The 19,227-nt window shown below is 56.9% G+C and carries 15 protein-coding genes; 13 read left to right on the top strand and 2 right to left on the bottom strand.

Features of this window, described 5'->3' with window-relative positions; genetic code table 11:
• The first annotated feature begins 232 nt into the window (after positions 1–232).
• The 12 genes from glnE to PMYSY11_RS19695 all read left to right on the top strand — a co-directional run bounded on the left by glnE (position 233) and on the right by PMYSY11_RS19695 (position 15,345).
• Positions 233–3,178 carry a bifunctional [glutamate--ammonia ligase]-adenylyl-L-tyrosine phosphorylase/[glutamate--ammonia-ligase] adenylyltransferase gene (gene glnE, locus PMYSY11_RS19750; protein ID WP_150547803.1) on the top strand — a complete coding sequence of 982 codons (2,946 nt, stop codon included), beginning with the start codon at positions 233–235 and terminating at the stop codon, positions 3,176–3,178.
• 92 nt (positions 3,179–3,270) lie between these two features.
• A complete protein-coding gene (gene ilvE, locus PMYSY11_RS19745; protein WP_069898329.1) occupies positions 3,271–4,197 on the top strand; it encodes a branched-chain-amino-acid transaminase in 927 nt (308 codons plus the stop codon).
• A gap of 134 nt (positions 4,198–4,331) precedes the next feature.
• A complete protein-coding gene (waaF, locus tag PMYSY11_RS19740) occupies positions 4,332–5,366 on the top strand; it encodes a lipopolysaccharide heptosyltransferase II (RefSeq protein WP_069898328.1) in 1,035 nt (344 codons plus the stop codon).
• On the top strand, positions 5,366–6,367 hold the full coding sequence (waaC, locus tag PMYSY11_RS19735; RefSeq protein ID WP_150547802.1) for a lipopolysaccharide heptosyltransferase I: 1,002 nt from the start codon (positions 5,366–5,368) through the stop codon (positions 6,365–6,367). The genes waaF and waaC overlap by 1 nt, the downstream gene beginning before the upstream one ends.
• Positions 6,367–7,488 (top strand): glycosyltransferase family 4 protein, encoded by a 1,122-nt coding sequence (locus PMYSY11_RS19730; protein ID WP_150547801.1) that lies wholly within the window; start codon positions 6,367–6,369, stop codon positions 7,486–7,488. Before waaC ends, PMYSY11_RS19730 begins: the two co-directional genes overlap by 1 nt.
• Positions 7,485–8,318 carry a lipopolysaccharide core heptose(I) kinase RfaP gene (rfaP, locus tag PMYSY11_RS19725; protein ID WP_150547800.1) on the top strand — a complete coding sequence of 278 codons (834 nt, stop codon included), beginning with the start codon at positions 7,485–7,487 and terminating at the stop codon, positions 8,316–8,318. Before PMYSY11_RS19730 ends, rfaP begins: the two co-directional genes overlap by 4 nt.
• Positions 8,311–9,048: a lipopolysaccharide kinase InaA family protein gene (locus tag PMYSY11_RS19720; protein WP_150547799.1), complete on the top strand. Its 738-nt coding sequence runs from the start codon at positions 8,311–8,313 to the stop codon at positions 9,046–9,048. The genes rfaP and PMYSY11_RS19720 overlap by 8 nt, the downstream gene beginning before the upstream one ends.
• Positions 9,049–9,133: 85 nt before the next feature.
• On the top strand, positions 9,134–10,591 hold the full coding sequence (locus tag PMYSY11_RS19715; protein ID WP_150547798.1) for a lipopolysaccharide kinase InaA family protein: 1,458 nt from the start codon (positions 9,134–9,136) through the stop codon (positions 10,589–10,591).
• Positions 10,592–10,679: 88 nt separating this feature from the next.
• Complete coding sequence (locus tag PMYSY11_RS19710) at positions 10,680–12,434, top strand: carbamoyltransferase family protein (RefSeq protein WP_069898563.1); 1,755 nt, start codon at positions 10,680–10,682, stop codon at positions 12,432–12,434.
• Positions 12,421–13,338, top strand: coding sequence for a glycosyltransferase family 2 protein (locus PMYSY11_RS19705; RefSeq protein WP_172970639.1), 918 nt, complete (start codon positions 12,421–12,423; stop codon positions 13,336–13,338). Before PMYSY11_RS19710 ends, PMYSY11_RS19705 begins: the two co-directional genes overlap by 14 nt.
• On the top strand, positions 13,338–14,483 hold the full coding sequence (locus tag PMYSY11_RS19700) for a glycosyltransferase (protein WP_150547796.1): 1,146 nt from the start codon (positions 13,338–13,340) through the stop codon (positions 14,481–14,483). Before PMYSY11_RS19705 ends, PMYSY11_RS19700 begins: the two co-directional genes overlap by 1 nt.
• Positions 14,476–15,345, top strand: coding sequence for a glycosyltransferase (locus tag PMYSY11_RS19695; protein ID WP_150547795.1), 870 nt, complete (start codon positions 14,476–14,478; stop codon positions 15,343–15,345). Before PMYSY11_RS19700 ends, PMYSY11_RS19695 begins: the two co-directional genes overlap by 8 nt.
• Positions 15,346–15,379: 34 nt before the next feature.
• Here PMYSY11_RS19695 and PMYSY11_RS19690 read toward each other — a convergent pair whose 3' ends face one another.
• Both PMYSY11_RS19690 and PMYSY11_RS19685 read right to left on the bottom strand, forming a co-directional pair.
• Positions 15,380–16,045: a BUD32 family EKC/KEOPS complex subunit gene (locus tag PMYSY11_RS19690; RefSeq protein WP_150547794.1), complete on the bottom strand. Its 666-nt coding sequence runs from the start codon at positions 16,043–16,045 to the stop codon at positions 15,380–15,382.
• Positions 16,042–17,172 carry an O-antigen ligase family protein gene (locus tag PMYSY11_RS19685; RefSeq protein WP_239655507.1) on the bottom strand — a complete coding sequence of 377 codons (1,131 nt, stop codon included), beginning with the start codon at positions 17,170–17,172 and terminating at the stop codon, positions 16,042–16,044. The genes PMYSY11_RS19690 and PMYSY11_RS19685 overlap by 4 nt, the downstream gene beginning before the upstream one ends.
• A 225-nt stretch (positions 17,173–17,397) precedes the next feature.
• Here PMYSY11_RS19685 and msbA point away from each other — a divergent pair, with 225 nt between their 5' ends.
• On the top strand, positions 17,398–19,194 hold the full coding sequence (gene msbA, locus PMYSY11_RS19680) for a lipid A export permease/ATP-binding protein MsbA (protein ID WP_069898319.1): 1,797 nt from the start codon (positions 17,398–17,400) through the stop codon (positions 19,192–19,194).
• Positions 19,195–19,227 lie beyond the last annotated feature (33 nt).

Here is a 19,227-nt window from a genome sequence, read left to right as displayed (position 1 = left end):
TGCCAGGATGCGTGGCCGGCTTCGTGAGTGGGCCACATCAATTCTTGGGTGTACCGGGGGTAGGACCGGCGCTGTGTAGTTTTACTACATATTTGCGCGAATTTCAGCCCTTTGCTTACAAACTTTAGTAGCAAAACTACAATTTAATTACTGCGTTCTGAGCGTAAGCCCCTGTTTGCAAGGGGTTCAGTGATAAATACTGGCGCTCACAACTCGACAAAAAGGATAGACCATGAGCTTGCCCGTGCTGGTCTCTTTACCTGTTTCTTTGCAATCGGTTGCCCTTGCGGCCGAACAATCCATGCGTACAGCCGTGGCCGAGTTGGGTGATAGCGCCCTGGCGCAATTTGCTGCCTGGCCCGCTGAGCGCCTGGAAGCGCTGCGCCGCGTGATGGCGGCCAGTGATTTTGTTTTGCAACAAAGCCTGCGTGATCCACACATGCTCCTGCAACTGGCCGATGACGGTGAACTTGAACGGCGCAAGGCTGGCGGTGAAATGCGCCAGCAGTTGCAGGACTGGCTGGCCGATTGCGCCAGTGAAGACGATTTGGGCAGCCGCTTGCGGCGCTTCCGTGCCCGCCAGCAGGTGCGGATTATCTGGCGCGACATCAGCCGCCAGGCCGACCTCAAGGAAACCTGCGCCGATCTTTCAGATATGGCGGACGCCTGTATTGATCTGGCCTATCAGTGGCTCTATGTCGGGCATTGCGAGCAATTCGGCACGCCAATCGGGCGGCGTACCGGGCAAGCGCAGCACATGGTCATTCTCGGCATGGGCAAGCTGGGCGCGCACGAACTGAATTTGTCTTCCGATATCGATCTGATCTTCGGTTATCCCGAGGGCGGTGAAACGGAAGGCGTGAAGCGCTCGCTGGATAATCAGGAGTTCTTTATCCGGCTCGGCCAGCGACTGATCAAGGCGCTGGATGCGATTACGGTTGATGGTTTTGTGTTCCGTACTGACATGCGCTTGCGCCCCTACGGCTCGTCGGGCGCGCTGGTGCTGAGCTTCAATGCGCTGGAACAGTATTATCAGGATCAGGGGCGTGACTGGGAGCGTTACGCCATGATCAAAGCGCGCGTGGTGGGCGGTGATCTGGCCGCTGGCGCGCAACTGCTGGAAATGTTGCGGCCTTTCGTCTATCGCCGCTATCTGGACTTCTCGGCGATTGAAGCGCTGCGCAGCATGAAGCAGCTGATTCAGCAGGAAGTGCGGCGCAAAGGCATGGCGGCCAATATCAAGCTCGGCTCTGGCGGCATTCGCGAGGTCGAATTTATCGCTCAGGCCTTCCAGCTGATTCACGGTGGCCGCGATCTCAGCTTGCAGCAACGACCGCTGCTCAAGGTGCTGGCAACATTGGAAGGGCAGGGCTACTTGCCGGCAGCGGTCACCGATGAACTGCGTCAGGGTTATGAGTTCTTGCGCTACACCGAGCACGCCTTGCAGGCCATTGATGACCGGCAAACGCAGATGCTGCCGGATAATGACCGCGATCGTGCGCGGGTTGCATTAATAGTCGGCTTTGATAGCTGGCAGGCATTTCATGATTGCCTGATGCACTGGCGTGGGCGGATCGACTGGCATTTCCGTCAGGTTATTGCCGACCCCGATGAAGACGAAAGTATCGATGCCGATGAGGTTGTTGGCGGTGACTGGATTCCGCTCTGGGAAGATTCGCAGGATGAGGAGTCCGCTTGCCGACAGCTGACTGAGGCAGGCTTTGCCGATGCGCAGTCGGCGTGGCAGCGCTTGATTGGTCTGCGCAGCAGTAATCAGGTGCGCGCCATGCAGCGTCTGGGGCGTGAGCGGCTCGATGCCTTCATCCCGCGCCTGCTGGCCCAGACTGCAGAGCATGACAATCCGGATTTAGTATTTGAGCGGGTCATGCCTTTAATCGAGGCCGTCGCCCGGCGTTCGGCGTATCTGGTGTTGCTCACCGAAAACCCCGGTGCCTTGCAGCGCCTGCTCACGCTTTGTGCTGGCAGCCCGTGGATTGCCGAACAGATCACCCGGTTCCCGTTGCTGCTCGATGAGTTGCTCAACGAAGGGCGCTTGTTCAGCCCGCCGCAGGCGCCTGAACTGGTTGCCGAGTTGCGCGAACGGCTGATGCGAATTCCCGAAGATGATCTTGAGCAGCAGATGGAGGCGTTGCGCCACTTCAAGTTGGCGCATCGGTTGCGTGTAGCCGCTTCGGAGATTGCCGGAACGCTGCCACTGATGAAGGTCAGTGATTATCTGACCTGGCTGGCCGAAGCCATTCTTGAGGAAGTGCTGGCGCTGGCCTGGCGCCATACCCAGCAAAAATACGGCACGCCTAAACGTATCGACGGCACGTATTGTGATCCCGGTTTCATAATTGTCGGCTACGGCAAGGTTGGCGGTATCGAGCTTGGCCACGGCTCGGATCTGGATCTGGTGTTTATCCACGATGGCGACCCACAAGCTGAAACCGATGGGCCCAAGTCGATCGACAGCGCGCAGTTTTTCACCCGCCTTGGCCAGCGGATTATTCACTTGCTAACCACGCAAACCAACTCTGGCCAACTCTATGAAGTGGATATGCGTCTGCGGCCTTCCGGAGCCTCTGGCCTGCTGGTCAGCTCGCTTGGGGCCTTTCAGCGGTATCAGGAAAACGAGGCCTGGACCTGGGAGCATCAGGCGCTGGTGCGTGCCCGGGTACTGGTGGGCTGTGAAGATGTGGCGGCGAAATTCGAGACTGTGCGCGGCGCTGTTTTGGGCCGTGAACGCGACTTGGCGCAATTGCGCACCGAGGTCAGTGAGATGCGCGCGAAGATGCGCGACAATCTGGGGACGCGCGCCACCCAGGCCGGTATGGCTGATAATGCCTTTGACGCCGCGCAAGCCTTCGACCTCAAGCAGGATGCGGGAGGTATCGTCGATATTGAATTTATGGTGCAATACGCGGCCTTGGCGTGGTCGCACGAGCACCCGTCATTGCTCGAGTTCACTGACAATATCCGCATATTGGAGGGGCTTGAGCAAATAGGCGTGCTGGCAAGTGAATATGTCGGCCTGTTGCAAGAGGCCTACAAGACCTATCGCTCAGCGGCTCACCGGCAAGCGCTGCAGAAGCAGCCGGGAGTAGTCAGTGGCGATCAGTTTCATGAGCAACGGCGCAGCGTGATGCGTATCTGGCAGACGCTGGGTCTGAGCTGAGCCTGAATGAATGTTGGCCTGTCGGGTGGTTTGCGCCACCGGGCAGGTGAGTACGAACAGTCTGTACCAATCGAATTGAGGAGCTTGCAACTATGTCGATGTCCGACCGTGATGGTGTGATCTGGTATGACGGCGAACTGGTGCCGTGGCGTGACGCGAAAACCCATGTACTGACCCACACCCTGCATTACGGCATGGGCGTGTTTGAAGGTGTGCGCGCCTACGATACCCCTCAGGGCACGGCGATTTTCCGCTTGCAGGCTCACACTGATCGTCTGTTCGATTCTGCGCACATCATGAACATGAAGATGCCGTTCAGCAAAGAAGAGATCAACGAAGCTACGCGCGCAGCCGTGCGCGAAAACAACCTGAAAAGCGCCTACATCCGTCCGATGGTGTTTTACGGGTCTGAAGGCATGGGTCTGCGCGCCAGCGGCCTCAAGGTTCAGGTGATTGTTGCCGCCTGGGACTGGGGCGCCTACATGGGCGACGAAGCCCTGCAGGTCGGCATTAAAGTGCGTACCAGCTCGTTCACCCGTCACCACGTGAACATCTCGATGACGCGCGCCAAGGCCAACGGTAACTACATCAACTCGATGCTAGCCCTGCAGGAAGCGATCTCCGGTGGTGCCGACGAAGCCATGCTGCTCGACACCGAAGGCTATGTGGCCGAAGGTTCGGGCGAGAACATCTTTTTGGTCAAGGATGGCGTGGTTTACACCCCGGAAGTCACTTCGTGCCTCAACGGGATCACCCGCAATACCATCCTCACGCTGGCTGAAGAACAGGGCCTGAAGGTAATCGAGAAACGCATCACCCGTGATGAGGTGTATATCGCCGATGAAGCGTTCTTTACCGGTACAGCTGCAGAAGTAACGCCAATCCGCGAAGTGGATGGTCGTCAGATCGGTGCGGGCCGCCGTGGTCCGGTTACTGAAAAACTGCAAACCGCCTACTTTGATCTGGTGACCGGCAAAACAGCCGCGCACGCAGACTGGCGCACGCTGGTAAGCAAGTGATTCGCTGATTAACAGCTAATCAGGCGGGCGGTTTCACTCGGCCCGCCCTCGCGCGTCGCTGTTTTGGCAGCGATTCGCTGATGAATTAGAGTGATAGGGAGGCGTGAGCCTCCCTGATCGTTTCTGGAATAAGCATGAAAATACTGATCGTAGGTCCAAGCTGGGTGGGCGACATGGTGATGGCGCAGACACTTTTTCAGTGTCTCAAGCAGCGTTATCCCGAGTCCGAAATCGATGTTTTGGCGCCTGACTGGAGTCGGCCGATTCTTGAGCGCATGCCCGAAGTGCGCAAGGCGCTCAGCTTTCCGCTGGGGCATGGCGTGCTGGAGCTTAAAACCCGGCGCAAAATCGGCAAGTCACTGGCCGGTCAGTATGACCAGGCAATTTTGTTGCCCAACTCGCTGAAGTCGGCACTGGTGCCGTTCTTTGCCGGTATTCCAGTGCGCACGGGCTGGAAGGGCGAGATGCGCTACGGCCTGCTCAACGACGTGCGGATTCTCGATAAAGAACGCTACCCGTTGATGATCGAGCGCTTTATGGCGCTGGCCTATGAGCCAGGCGCTGAACTGGTCAAGCCGTATCCGCAGCCATTGCTGCAAATCGATCCTGCCAGCCGCGAGAGTGCGCTTGGCAAGTTCGGCCTGATGCTCGACCGGCCGGTGCTGGCCCTGTGTCCAGGCGCCGAGTTTGGCGAAGCCAAGCGCTGGCCGAGTGAGCACTACGCCAAGGTCGCCGAATTGAAAATCCGCGCTGGCTGGCAAGTCTGGCTGTTCGGCTCGAAGAATGATCATGCCGTTGGCGAAGAAATTCGTGCGCGGCTGATTCCGGGCCTGCGCGAAGAGGCGATGAACCTTGCCGGCGAAACCAGCCTGGCCGAGGCAATAGATTTGATGTCATGCGCCGCTGCTGTGGTGTCGAACGACTCCGGCCTGATGCATGTGGCCGCGGCATTGAACCGGCCGCTGGTTGCTGTTTATGGCTCAACTTCGCCGCAGTTCACCCCGCCATTGGCGGATCAGGTCGAGGTTGTCCGCTTGGGTATTGAATGCAGTCCATGCTTCGACCGTACCTGTCGTTTTGGTCACTACAATTGCTTGCGTGAGCTCAAGCCGCGTCCGGTGGTTGAGGCACTTGAGCGCCTGGTGGCTGATCCGGTCGAGGTTCAATAGTGCGGGTTCTGTTAATTAAAACGTCATCGCTTGGCGATGTTATCCACACCCTGCCTGCGCTCACTGACGCGGCGCGGGCTATTCCCGGTATTCAGTTTGACTGGGTGGTGGAAGAGGGCTTTGCCGAGATTCCTGCGTGGCATCCGGCTGTTGCGCAGGTGATTCCGGTGGCAATCCGACGCTGGCGCAAGAACCTGATGCAAACCCTCAGGAACGGAGAATGGAGCCGATTCAAGGCGCGCCTGCGTGAGGCGCCCTACGATCTGGTGATTGATGCGCAGGGCTTGCTGAAAAGTGCGCTGCTGACACGCTACGTCAAAGCACCTGTGGCGGGGCTGGACCGTAACTCTGCGCGTGAGCCGATTGCCTGCCGCTTTTACGACAAGCTCTATGCGGTGCCCCGTGAGCAGCATGCGCTGGAGCGTGTTCGCCAATTGTTTGCCCAGGCGCTGGGTTATCAGTTGCCTGACGGGCTGGGTGATTACGGCCTTGATCGTCAGAAGATGGCCGGTGTGGTCGAGCAGCCTTATTTGCTGTTCCTGCACGGCACCACGTGGGCCAGCAAACACTGGCCGGAGGCCTACTGGCGGCAACTGGCCGAGCAAATGAGTGCCAAGGGTTTTGCCATCCGCCTGCCTTGGGGTAACGAGGTGGAGAAAGCCCGCGCCGAGCGTATCGCTGTCGGTTTGGAAAACGCGGCGGTATTGCCCAAGCTGAATCTGGCCGGTGTGGCGCGGGTCATTGCCGGCGCCAAGGCCTGTGTCGCAGTGGACACCGGGCTCGGCCATCTGGCCGCCGCGCTCGATGTGCCGAGTATTTCTTTGTACGGCCCCACGCTGCCTGGGCGCGTTGGCGCTTATGGTCGCTCGCAGGTGCATCTGTGTGCCAGCGGCCCGAATGCAGGCAAAGGTGATCGTAACCAGCCGTGTTTCGATGATCTCAAGCCGCCGCAGGTTGTCGCTGCGCTGGAGCAATTACTGTCACAGCAGGAGCCGGTCTGATGCAGTTGGCGTTCATCCTCTACAAATACTTTCCGTTCGGCGGATTGCAGCGCGATTTCATGCGCATTGCCCTTGAATGCCAGCAACGCGGGCACAATATTCGGGTGTATACACCGATCTGGGAAGGCGAAATACCCGCCGGTTTTGAAGTGGTCGTGGTGCCTGTCAGGGCGCTGTTCAATCACAAGCGCAACGAGAAGCTCACCGCCTGGGTCAAGGCCGATCTGGTCAAGCGTCCGGTTGATCGTGTAGTTGGCTTCAACAAGATGCCCGGGCTGGATGTCTATTACGCCGCCGACGGCTGCTTTGAAGACAAGGCGCAAAACTTGCGCAACTCGATTTACCGCAAGTGGGGCCGCTACAAACACTTTGCCGATTACGAGCGCGCTGTTTTTGCGCCCGAGTCGAAGACCGAGATTCTGATGATATCCGAGGTTCAGCAGCCGCTATTCGTCAAGCACTACGGGACGCCGGCTGAGCGTTTCCATCTGCTGCCGCCGGGGATTACCGCCGACAGACGTGCGCCGGCCAATGCTGGTGAAATTCGTCGGCAATTCAGGCAGGAGTTCAAACTGGCGGATGATGACCTGCTGCTGGTGCAGATTGGCTCGGGCTTCAAGACCAAGGGGCTGGACCGCAGCCTCAAGGCGTTAGCTGGATTGCCGCGCGAATTGCGCAAGCGCACCCGGCTGATTGTTATTGGGCAGGATGACCCTAAACCGTTCCTGCTACAGATCAAGGCGTTGGGTCTGTCCGATCAGGTGCAGATACTCAAGGGTCGCAGCGATATTCCGCGCTTCCTGCTGGGCGCTGACTTATTGATTCATCCGGCATACAACGAGAATACCGGCACGGTGTTGCTTGAGGCCGTGGTGGCCGGCTTGCCGGTGTTGGTTACCGATGTGTGTGGCTACGCCCATTACATCGCCGAAGCCGATGCCGGGCGCGTTGTGCCCAGCCCATTCAAGCAGGACACGCTGAATAAAATGCTCGCTGAAATGCTCGCCGATGCCCCGCAGCGTACGTTGTGGCAGCGCAATGGCCTAGCTTTTGCGGACTCCGCCGACCTTTACAGCATGCCGCAATATGCTGCCGATGTGATTCTTGCGGAGCGTTCATGAAGTTAATGCTTAACGAGCCATTCAAAAGCCTGTGGGCCAGCAAAGATCCGTTTGTTGAGGTCGAGCAGTTGCAAGGCCAGGTTTACCGTGAGCTGGAAGGGCGCCGCACGCTGCGCACAGAAGTCGCGGGGCGGGGCTATTTCGTCAAGATTCACCGTGGCATAGGCTGGGGTGAAATCTTCAAGAACTTATCCACCGCCAAGCTGCCGGTGCTTGGCGCTCGTCAGGAGTGGCAGGCGATCTCGCGTTTGCAGCAAGTCGGCGTGCCGACCATGACCGCTGTGGCGTTTGGCGAGCGCGGTAATAATCCGGCAGCGCAGCATTCATTCATCATCACCGAAGAACTGGCGCCGACCGAGAGTCTGGAAGATTACAGCCTCGATTGGCCGCAAAACCCGCCCGAGGTAAAACTCAAGCGCGCACTGATCGAGCGAGTGGGGCAGATGCTTGGCGAAATGCACCGCGCCGGGGTTAACCACCGTGACTGTTACATTTGCCACTTTTTGCTGCACACCGACAAGGCCGTTCGCTTTGATGATTTCAGGCTCTCGGTGATCGATTTACACCGGGCTCAGGTACGCAGCGCCACCCCAGTGCGCTGGCGCAATAAGGATTTGGCTGGATTGTATTTCTCTGCATTGAATATCGGCCTGACCGAGCGCGACAAATTACGTTTTCTCAAAGCCTACTTTCGCAGCGCTTCTGCTGCGCCTTCGTTGCGTCAGATTCTGCGCGATGAAGCGCCGCTACTGGCGTGGTTGCAGCGCAAGGCTGACAAGCTGATGCAGCGTTACGCACGCAAATACGCGCCGGGGGCTGGCAATGAGTGAGTGGCGTCTGAGTGAAGGCGCAACACCTGCTGAAGTTCAGGCATTTGCGAGTTTAGAAGCGGTATTTGCAACTCAGGGCCGCGAAATTACCCGTGACCCGCTCTCCGAGGTGATTCTTTGCGAACTGGACGGCCAGCGATATTACATCAAGCGTTATCTCGGCGCGGGTAAAGGCCTGCGCCGGTTTATCGGGCGTCCGCGGGTTAAGGCTGAGTGGCAAAACCTCAAGCACTTCATCAAGTGGGGGGTGCCGACTGCGCCCGTCGTCGGCTTTGGCCTGGAGCGCAAAGGCTGGGCGTTTAGCCGTGGTGCGTTGATTACCCGCGAGTTGCCAGCCACCGAGGACATGGCCCAGCTGGCGCAGCGCAATGCCCCGTGCTTGCGTGATGGTGCGTGGGTTGCAACCGTCAGCGCTCAACTGGCAGACGCCACGCGTACGCTGCATGAGCACAACTTCGCTCATAATGATTTAAAATGGCGTAATTTGCTGGTAAATGATGCGAAAGAACTGTTTCTCATCGACTGTCCTGCTGGTAGCTTTTGGTGGGGGCCTTTTCTGCGCTACCGGATCATCAAGGATCTGGCGTGCCTTGATAAGGTTGCCAAGTATCACCTCACCCGTACCCAGCGCCTGCGTTTTTATTTGCAGTACTGCGGGCACGACAAGTTAGACGCACGGGACAAGAAGTACCTGTGGCGCATCATCAATTTTTTCGAGGGCCGCGAGTGATTGATCTTGGTTTGCCATGCTCGCCAACAACGCCTAAACATCTGTTCTGTGGCGGACAACAGTGTGTAGCACGGGTTAGCAACGTATGAAGCTGACTGATCTGCAGCATGCCGGCCGCACGCTTGAGTTGCCGCTGCAAGTGCAGGGCGCCACCGCGCAGCCCTTACAGCTGCTGAGCACCCTGCGCGTATTGCCCAACAAGCGTTACGTTGGCAAAGCCAGTTGGGCCGGGCGTGAAGTGCTTGCCAAGTTACTGGTCGGCTCCAGCGCCGAGCGCAACTATCAGCAAGAGCTGGCGGGTGCGCAGTTGCTCGCAGCGCAAGGCATGCAAACCCCGCAGTTGCTCGAACATGGCTTTCGTCCGGGCGAAGGCGGCTGGCTGCTGTTTGAGTTTCTCGACAATGCACAAAACCTCGGCGATGAGTGGCAGGCGCTTAGCGCGCAGCCATTGCTCAGTGACGCCCAGCAAACGCTGCTGGGCGAGGCTTTGGAGGTGATCGCACGCCTGCATCTAAAGGGCCTTTGGCAGGACGATTTGCATCTCGACAACTTGATGCGCCGCGAAGGCCAGTTGTATCTGATTGATGGCGGCGGTGTGCGCGCAGAGCAGTCGGGTCAGGCTCTGCCCCGCGACAAGGTGCTGAGCAATCTCGGGGTGTTTTTCGCCCAGTTGCCTGCGGCGATTGATGACTCGATTGAAGAGTTGCTGGTGCATTATCTGCTGGTCAATGGCGAGCATGCATTGCCGCTGGAGGCGCTACTCAAAGAGGTTGCCAGGGTTCGTCGCTGGCGTTTGCGCGACTACTTGAAGAAAATCGGTCGAGACTGCACGTTGTTTTGTACGCGCAGTAGCGCCGCCATTTTGCAGGTGGTTCGCCGCGAAGAGGTCGAAAATCTTGCGCCAGTACTGAGCCGCCTCGACAGCGCGATAGCAGAAGGCCAGGCACTTAAACTCGGCGGTTCCTCAACCGTTGCGCAAATTGAGCTTGCCGGACGGTCGCTGGTTATAAAGCGTTACAACATCAAAGGTTTCTTCCACTGGCTCAAGCGTTTCTGGCGTCCAAGCCGCGCCTGGCATAGCTGGCAGGAGGGAAACCGCCTCGATTTCCTCGGCATCGGTACGCCGCGCCCACTGGCGATTGTCGAGCGCAGGACGCTCTGGTTGCGCCGTGGCGCTTATCTGGTTACCGAGCATTGCTCAGGTGAGGATATAATCAGCCGATTCAGGCCTTATGCCGAAGCGACTGGCTCAGCGGCCAGGCCATCTGATGCCGAGTTGGCTGCGCTGGATCAACTGTTTAGTGCAATGTTGCGCGAACGTATTAGTCACGGAGATCTCAAAGGGACTAACGTGCTTTGGCAAGATGGCCGCTGGTTGTTGATTGATCTGGACGCCATGCAGCAGCACAGCAGCGCCCACAGTTTTTCCGGCGCTTACAGCCGTGACAGGGCCAGATTTCTGCGTAACTGGCCGCAGCAAAGTGAGTTGTATCAACTGCTCGACCAACGTATACCCAAGACCTCTGAGCTGCCCGAGCATTGATGCCGGCAGCGATTGCTCCCGATTGGAGCTGGGTCATTAAATAACCGCTGAGCGTTGAGTACTCAGCAGCTTTAAAGAGGTTTTCCCTGTGGCACTGACGATTCTTGGACTTTCTGGCGCGCTTAGCCACGATCCATCGGCAGCACTTTATATCGATGGCAAGCTGGTGGCGGCCGCTGAAGAAGAGCGCTTTGTACGCGACAAGCATGCTAAGAACCGCATGCCCTACGAGTCGGCCAAGTTCTGTTTGGAGCAGGCGGGTATCAAGCCGGCGGACGTCGATGTGGTGGCCATTCCGTTTGCCCCGATCAGCCTGTTCGACAAAGCCCGTTGGCACTACGCCAAGCGTTACTGGTACGCGCCGGATCGCGCACTCGATGCGATTCTTACTGGCAACCGTCGCTACAAACGCTACCGCACCAAGATCAAATGGTGTCTGGAACAGCTCGGCTTTGACCTGAAGAAGGTCAAGATCGAAGCCGTTGAACACCACCTGGCACATGCTTCCAGTGCCTACCACTGCTCGGGCTTCACCGAGAAGACGGCGATCCTTGGAATCGACGGCAAGGGCGAGTACGCCACTACATTCTTCGGCTACGGCGAGAATGGCAAGATCCACAAGATCAAAGAATTCTACGACCCGGATTCGCTCGGCGGCCTTTACGGCGCGATGACCGAGTTCCTCGGTTTCGAGATGCTCGACGGCGAATTCAAGGTCATGGGCATGGCGCCATACGGCGATGCGTCCAAGTACGACCTGTCGCGTTTGGCTTCCTTTGAAAATGGCGAGTTGGTGATCAACACCGAGTACGCCAACGTAATCGGCCTGCGCCGTTACAAAGAGAATGGCAAGGGCTTCTACTTCTCGAAGAAGCTGATCGACTGGCTCGGGCCAAAGCGTGAAGGCGATATCGCCGACGATCCGTACATCCATTACGCAGCAAGCATTCAGGCACTGTTTGAAAAACTTGCCCTGCAGATGATGGATTACTACCTCGGTGACATCATCAAGGAAACCGGCAAGATCGCCTATGCCGGCGGCAGCGCGCTCAACGTCAAGCTCAACCAGAAGATCATCGCCCGTCCGGAAGTCAAAGAACTGTTTGTTCAGCCTGCTTCCGGCGACGCCGGGACCTCTGTTGGCGCCGCCGCGTACGTGTCGAACAAGCTCGGGGTTCCGGTCGAGAAGATGGAACACGTCTACCTCGGCCCGTCGTACTCCAACGAAGATGTGATTGCAGCGTGCGCCAAGCACCCGAGCAAGCCGACCTTCAAGCAAATCGAAAACATGCCGCAGCGCATCGCCAAGATCATGGTCGATGGCAATCCCGTTGCCTGGTTCCAGGGGCGCATGGAGTTTGGTCCTCGCGCCTTGGGCGGTCGCTCAATCGTCGGTTGCCCAAGCATTCCCGGCGTTGCCAACCGGATTAACGAGCAGATCAAGTTCCGCGAGCGCTGGCGCCCATTCTGCCCGTCGATGCTCGACACGGTCGGCACACAAATGCTCAAGGTTGATCACCCGTCACCGTTTATGACCTTCACCTTTGAGGTGAATGACGAGTGGAAAACCCGCGTCTCTGAAGTGGTTCACGAAGACGGCACTTCGCGTGCGCAGGTACTCAAGCGTGAGTACAACCCGCGTTACTACGACATGATGAAAGAGCTGGAAAACCTCACCGGCAATGGCGTATCGCTGAACACCTCGCTTAACCGCCGGGGTGAAGCAATGATCTGCTCGCCGACTGATGCGCTGAACATGTTCTACGGCTCTGACCTGCAGTACCTCATCATGGAAGATATCCTGGTGGTTAAGGAAGGTATGGATTGGTATGACGGTGTCTGAACCGCTTTTCAGTGTGGTCATCCCCGCCTATAACTATGCAGAAAAAATAGCGCGGGCAGTGGAATCGGTAGTGGCTCAGCTGGATCAAGCCTCTGCCGATTTACTGGTGGTCGATGATGGCTCCACTGATCAGACCTTAGAGGTGCTTGAGCAGCTACAAGCCAAGCACAATGGGCGTTTTCGTGTCATCAGCAAGGCCAATGGCGGTTCCGCTTCAGCGCGTAACCGCGGCATCGAGGAAACCTCAGGCCAGTACCTGATCTTCCTTGATGCTGATGATGAGATGGCGCCAGGCGCACTTGCAGTGCTGGCCCAGCATATCGAAGGATATCCGGCGACCCGAATGGTCGCAGGTGCTTATTGGTCAGTATTCGACAGTGGCAAACAGCGGCTGCGTCCGGCGTCGAGCTTCCCGGGCGGTGCACGTGAGCGGGTGCAGGCGTATCTGCTGAAAAAGACCGTGGTGCTGAGCAATGGCGCGTGTGCAATGCACCGTGAGATTTTTGCCCACGGCGTCTATCCCGAGAATTTTCGCAGCGCCGAAGACATCCCCGTCTTTGCTCAGGCGCTGGCGCGTTTTTCCTGTACTACAGTCGAGCAACCGCTGGTGCTTATTCACAAGCACGCGGGAAGCCTGCGGCATAATCTGGAGTTCGCCCGTGAGTCTGGCTTGGCGCTGGTTGATGAGGTGTTTTCAGAGCAGCGTATGCCAGCTGAACTGCAGGACCTTAAGCGCAGTTTTGTCGCGCAGCGCTGCGCTTCATTGTTTCGTACGTTTTACAGCGCTGGCGAGCGAGATACGGCGCTTGAGTTCTACAAAGATGCATTGCGCGCCGACTGGCGCCTGATTGCCAATTGGTCATATACCCGCAAGGCGATCAAGCTCTTGCTGAGAGGGCGTTAATGTCACGTAAGCTCAAGGTTCTGCAGCTTCAGGGGCGCTACAACGTCAATGCATCGGACCTTGCAGAACAGATCATCAAGGGCTTGCCTGCGGATCGCTTTGAGGTCGTTACAGCTTTTTTACGTGGCGCGCCTGGAGAAGGTGAACCGCATAGCGTGGCTTCGCGCTCAGTGTATTTTGATTTTCCGCAGTCGCAGCTCAAGGGGCTGCGACTTAAGGCAATGCATCGGCTTTATCAGTTCTGCCGTGAAGAAGGGTTTGATGTGGTGATTGCTCATCGCTTCAAGTCCATGAACATGCTGATGCTACTTAATCGTTGGCTGAAAATACCGCTGTGCATCGGCGTGCAGCACGGTATTGGTGATTTTGACCGGGCTTACCGGCGCTTTGAGTCACGTCTGCTGCTCACTGACAACTGGCGGGTCGTCGGCGTTTCACGCGCTGTGCATGAGTACTTGCTGGGGTGTGGCGGAGGGTTCACGCCGCGTAATAGTTTGAAGATTAATAACGCAATCGATATTCAGCGCGCGGAGCGCCTGCTGTTGTCTCGCGAGCAGGCGCGTGAAGCGCTGGCTCTGGAAACTGGGGCTTTCGTGTTCGGCACGATTGGTCGACTGGTTCCCGTGAAAGGCCAGATCTATATGGTCGAAGCCTTTGCCACCCTCAAGGATCGTTACCCTAACGCTCAACTGGCGATTATCGGTGAAGGACGTTCACGCGCGGATCTGCAAGCCGCCATCAATCGGTTGCAACTGGCCGGACGTGTGCACCTGTTGGGCGCCCGTAATGATGCGTTGCAGTATGTGCGGGCTTTCGACGTGTTTGTCATGCCGTCGCTTTCGGAAGGCCTGCCGCTGGCGATGCTGGAGGCGATGGCCGGGCATTTGACAGTAATCGGCTCGGACATCGACAGCCTCAAACCACTCCTTGAAGACAGTGGCGGCTATATTTTCCCGGTGAAGAATGTCACGGCGCTGGCTGAGCAAATGGTCAGGGTTCTTGAGCTTAGCGCTGAAGAGCTTACGGCCAAGGGAAACACTGCTTACGAGTACCTGTGCCGCGCTCATTCGATTGACGATTATCGGCAGAATTATCGGCAACTGATCGAGCAGGCGTTGAATCCGGAGCCTGCAAATCATGGATAAGAACGCTGAATCCCCTCTGGTTACGGTGATCATCGCCTCTTATAACCATGGCCAGTACATTGAAGAAAGCATTCTCAGCGTTCTCAATCAAACTTACACGAATATCGAGTTGTTGGTGATTGATGATGGCTCTAGCGATGACAGCGTAGAGCGCATCACTGCATTGCAAAATCAGCACGGCTTTTACTTCAAGGTGCAGAAAAACCAGGGGCTTTCGAGCACGTTGAATGACGCGATTGCGATGTCCAAAGGCAGTCTCATCGCGCCGTTTGGTTCGGACGATGTCATGGTTGCCGAGCGCATTGCACTGCAAGTGGCGCACATGGCGCACGCTCCGGAGGTCGGTATTTGCGCCGGCAATATCGAAAAGATCGATGCACAGAGCAAGGTTAAGGATCGTCAGCGTCTGCGCCCGGCACGGCGGCTGAATTTTGATGATGTGTTTCTGCAGACCAAGCCCGGAGCACCTGCACCGACGCTATTGTTCCGGCGCGAGGCGCTCGAAAAGGTTGGCGGCTTTGACCCTAAAATCCGCCTTGAGGACTTGTATATCGCGTTGAAGATAACCCGGGCGGGTTATTTCATTGATGTGCTGGAGCCGGTTCTCGCCAAGTACCGGACACACGACACCAACACCTACAAAAACCTGCGTTTCATGATCGACAGCGTACTGACGACTTACGCGCTGTTCAGCGATCACCCGCAGTATCCTGAAGTGTGTAATCGCTTCATTAATTCGATGTTGTTGAAGTGCGCGCGTACCGATAAACCGCTCGCTCGCGAGCTATTCAAGCGCTTGCCGGTAAGCGCCTGGAACAGCAAGACGCTTCGGGCAGCAGGACGTTACCTGCTACCGGCGTAGGCAGTCTCAAGCTGCTGACAGATTTTGTTGGCGGCTACGTGGCTGCTTGCTTGCGGCTGGTAAACGCGTGGTTTAGCCGGGCAGCGGCTTTGTTGCCGGCGGATTGGGCGTAGCCCTGCACCAGCGAGTCGAGATGTTCGTCGGCCAGCCAGGTCGTGTCTTCCTTGTACCGCACCATATGCTGGACATTTCGCGTGCGCTGCCAGAATGAGAGCGGGCGCGAGAATATCTTCATATCGGACACATCAATCAGGGCAAATTGCTGGTCGGGCATGATCAGTACGTTGCCCAGATGTAGCGAGCGGAAGTAAACCCCGGACTCATGCAACTGGCCGAGGAAGTTGCCGAACCGAAACAGCTCGTTTGGCAACTGCTCCTGGGTCAAAGTGCGCCAGTAACTGCGCAGGGTTTCGCCAGCGACTGGTTCGTACTGCAAACCGTTGAGTTGCAACTCGGGCACAACAATCAAATCGAGCGTGATGGGTGCTGGGATACCCAGTGCTATCAGGCGTGCGGCATTGCGTGCAAAGCGCACTGACGGCGGTGCCCACAACGAAGACGACAAAAGACGCTTGCGACGAAAGAGCTTAAGGAAGCTGCCATCGGCAAGCCGGGCAACTTTAAGACCGTAGCCGTCTTCCTCGATAGTCTGTGAGCCTTCTAGTTTGGCTTGCAGCTGTGCTTGGGTCAGGGTCGTCATGTGTCGTTCTGCACGCGTTGGCGAATGGACAGGGCGGCAAACAGCGCGAGTGGAATCCAGATCAGGTACCAGTTCTCGTTGGGACGCGAGATAAACGAACTGCCTTCGGTTAATCCTGCGAATACCCCGTAACACACCAGTGCAGACGCCAGTTGAATCGCTGCGTCGTGGCGAAGCTGCAGGGTTTTGCGCAATAGGGCGAAGTACATCGCCGCCCAGATTATCAGCCCGATAAGCCCCAGATGTAGCAGTACGGCAAGTTCAACGTTGTGCGGGTCTTCCAGTTGTTGCATGCCGGGAATCGTGAATATGAACTCGCTCTGATAACCGTAGCCAAACCAGAGTTTTTCCTGTGCCTGCTCTAGGGCCTGTTGCCAGATATGTGGCCGGTAAGACAAACCGCGCTCCATCAGGATATCGGGCGCAACAAAGTACAGCGCAACACCCGCCAAACAAACAGAGGCAAACACGTACAGGCCTTTTTTGCCGGTAATCATCATCAGCCAAAGCGCTACTGCAAAAATTGCCAGCAGTGGCGTTCGTGAGCCGGTCTCAAGCACAGCTGCCAGCAACGGCAGAGCGAGCAGAATTGCGATCCAGCTATTACGGCCCTGAGACGTTGCCCATGTCGCGAGCCAGTAGGCGCAGAAGAAACCGAATACGTGCGAAGAAAGCAGTGGGTTGCGCAGTGTCCCAGTGCCTACTAGGCGTGCATCCGCAGTGGCGTTAGGCAGAAATTGGATGAGGTTGTAAACCGCGCCCAACGACATGACCACAGCGCTGACGCGCAGGGTTGTCAGCAAGAGTTTTACATCCCGACAGGCAATGATCGCGCAGCCGGCAAACAGCATGAATATATACAGTGGCCGCTTGGTCAGGCTTGCAGGGCTGTGCTCTTGCGACCAGTCAAGGCTCAGAATCATCAGTGCGGCCAGCAGCAAAAAGAACACTATGATCGGCTCGCGTAACAGCGTCTTGAACAAACTCGGCTTAACTATCAGTCCCAGCAACGCCGGAAATGCAAAGAAGCCATAGTAAAGCTTGGTATGGGTACTGAGTTCCGGCAGCCAGATCATCCCGGTCAGCAGCAAAAAATAGCCAAGGGGCAGCCAGTACTGGGCGATCAACGTATATAGCCTAGTTTGAGTTGCTGCCAGGAGCGTTGGGGAAGATTGCATTGTCTGGAAGGGGTTGTTAGAAAGGGGCGTAGCATAATTGATCTGTCCGCAAGATGAAGCTTTTGTCGGCTTAGTTTGCAGTTTGTGCTGCAATTTCGTTGCTTGCAGCATGCTTGGCTCTAGTCTTTGAGGCCCTGTGATATACTTTTTTACCCTACCGGCGCGTCGAGCCCTATGAGCGATAAAACCCCTGTCTCTACCAGTCTAAAAATTTATTTCCGCCTGCTCAGCTACGTAAAACCTTACGTCGGCTACTTTGGGTTGAGTATCGTCGGCTACGTGATTTTTGCTTCGACGCAGCCGATGCTCGCTGGAATTCTCAAGTACTTCGTTGATGGCTTGTCCAATCCGCAAGCGGTGCTTTTCCCGACAGTCCCTTACCTGCAAGACCTCGAACTGCTGCAGGCGGTGCCGCTGCTAATCGTCTTGATTGCAGCCTGGCAGGGTCTTGGCTCGTTTCTGGGTAACTATTATCTGGCCAAGGTGTCGTTGAGCCTGGTGCACGATTTGCGCACGGCGTTATTCGACAGCTTGTTGAATCTGCCCAATCGTTACTTCGACAGTCACAACTCGGGTCATCTGATCTCACGCATCACCTTCAACGTGACCATGGTCACAGGGGCTGCCACTGATGCGATCAAGGTGGTTATCCGCGAAGGGTTGACGGTGGTCTTCCTGTTTATCTACCTGTTGTGGATGAACTGGCAGTTGACCATGGTCATGCTGGCGATCCTGCCGGTTATTGCGCTGATGGTTGGCAGTGCCAGCAAAAAATTCCGCAAACAGAGCAAGAAAATCCAGGTGGCGATGGGGGACGTGACACACGTGGCCTCGGAAACCATTCAGGGCTATCGCGTAGTGCGCAGCTTTGGCGGCGAGACTTATGAGTCTGAGCGTTTCGAGACTGCGAGCCGTGACAACACCTTCAAGCAGTTGAAAATGACCAAGACTGGCGCGGTTTACACCCCGATGCTGCAGTTGGTCATCTATGTTGCGATGGCTGTTCTGATGTTCCTGGTCTTGTATCTTCGCGGCGATGCGACTGCCGGTGATCTGGTGGCTTACATCACGGCTGCGGGTCTGCTGCCCAAGCCGATTCGCCAGTTGTCTGAGGTGAGCGCCACCATCCAGAAAGGCCTGGCAGCGGCGGACAGCATCTTTGAGCAGCTTGATGAGTCGCCGGAAGTCGACAGCGGTTCAGTCGAGGTCGAAAAGGCAACCGGTCGTCTGGAGGTCAAAGGCCTCAGCTTCCAGTATCCAGGTACCGAGAAGGCCGTGCTTCACGACATTAATTTTGTCGCGGAACCCGGCCAGATGATTGCTCTGGTAGGACGCTCCGGCAGCGGCAAGTCGACACTGGCTAACCTGATTCCGCGCTTCTATCACCATGAAACCGGGCAGATCCTGCTTGATGGCGTCGATATCGAAGAGTACACCCTGCGTAACCTGCGTCGGCATATCGCGCTGGTGACCCAGCAGGTGACGCTGTTCAACGATTCCGTTGCCAACAACATTGCCTACGGTGATCTTGCCGGTGCGCCGCGTGAAGACATCGAGCGTGCGGTAGAGGCAGCGTATGCCAAAGAGTTTATCGATAAGCTGCCGGAAGGCCTCGACACAGAAGTGGGCGAGAACGGCGTATTGCTCTCTGGCGGTCAGCGCCAGCGTTTGGCGATTGCCCGTGCGCTGTTGAAGGACGCGCCGATTCTGGTGCTCGACGAAGCGACTTCGGCGCTGGATACCGAATCTGAGCGGCATATTCAGGCCGCGCTGGATTCAGTTATGAAAGGCCGGACGACGCTGGTGATCGCTCACCGTTTGTCGACTATCGAGAAGGCCGATCAGATTCTGGTGATGGAGCAGGGGCAGATTGTCGAGCGCGGCACTCATGCCGAGCTGCTGGCGATGAATGGCTATTACGCCCGCCTGCATGCGCTGGGACTGGATGAGCCCGAGTCTGAAAACGTCTGACACCACAACGGCAAGCTGCGTGCGTCCTGCCAT

Source organism: Pseudomonas marincola (assembly GCF_900682675.2).
Lineage (GTDB): Bacteria > Pseudomonadota > Gammaproteobacteria > Pseudomonadales > Pseudomonadaceae > Aquipseudomonas > Aquipseudomonas marincola.
Note: the sequence above shows the minus strand (reverse complement) of the source record. Positions and strands in the feature narration are given on the sequence as shown.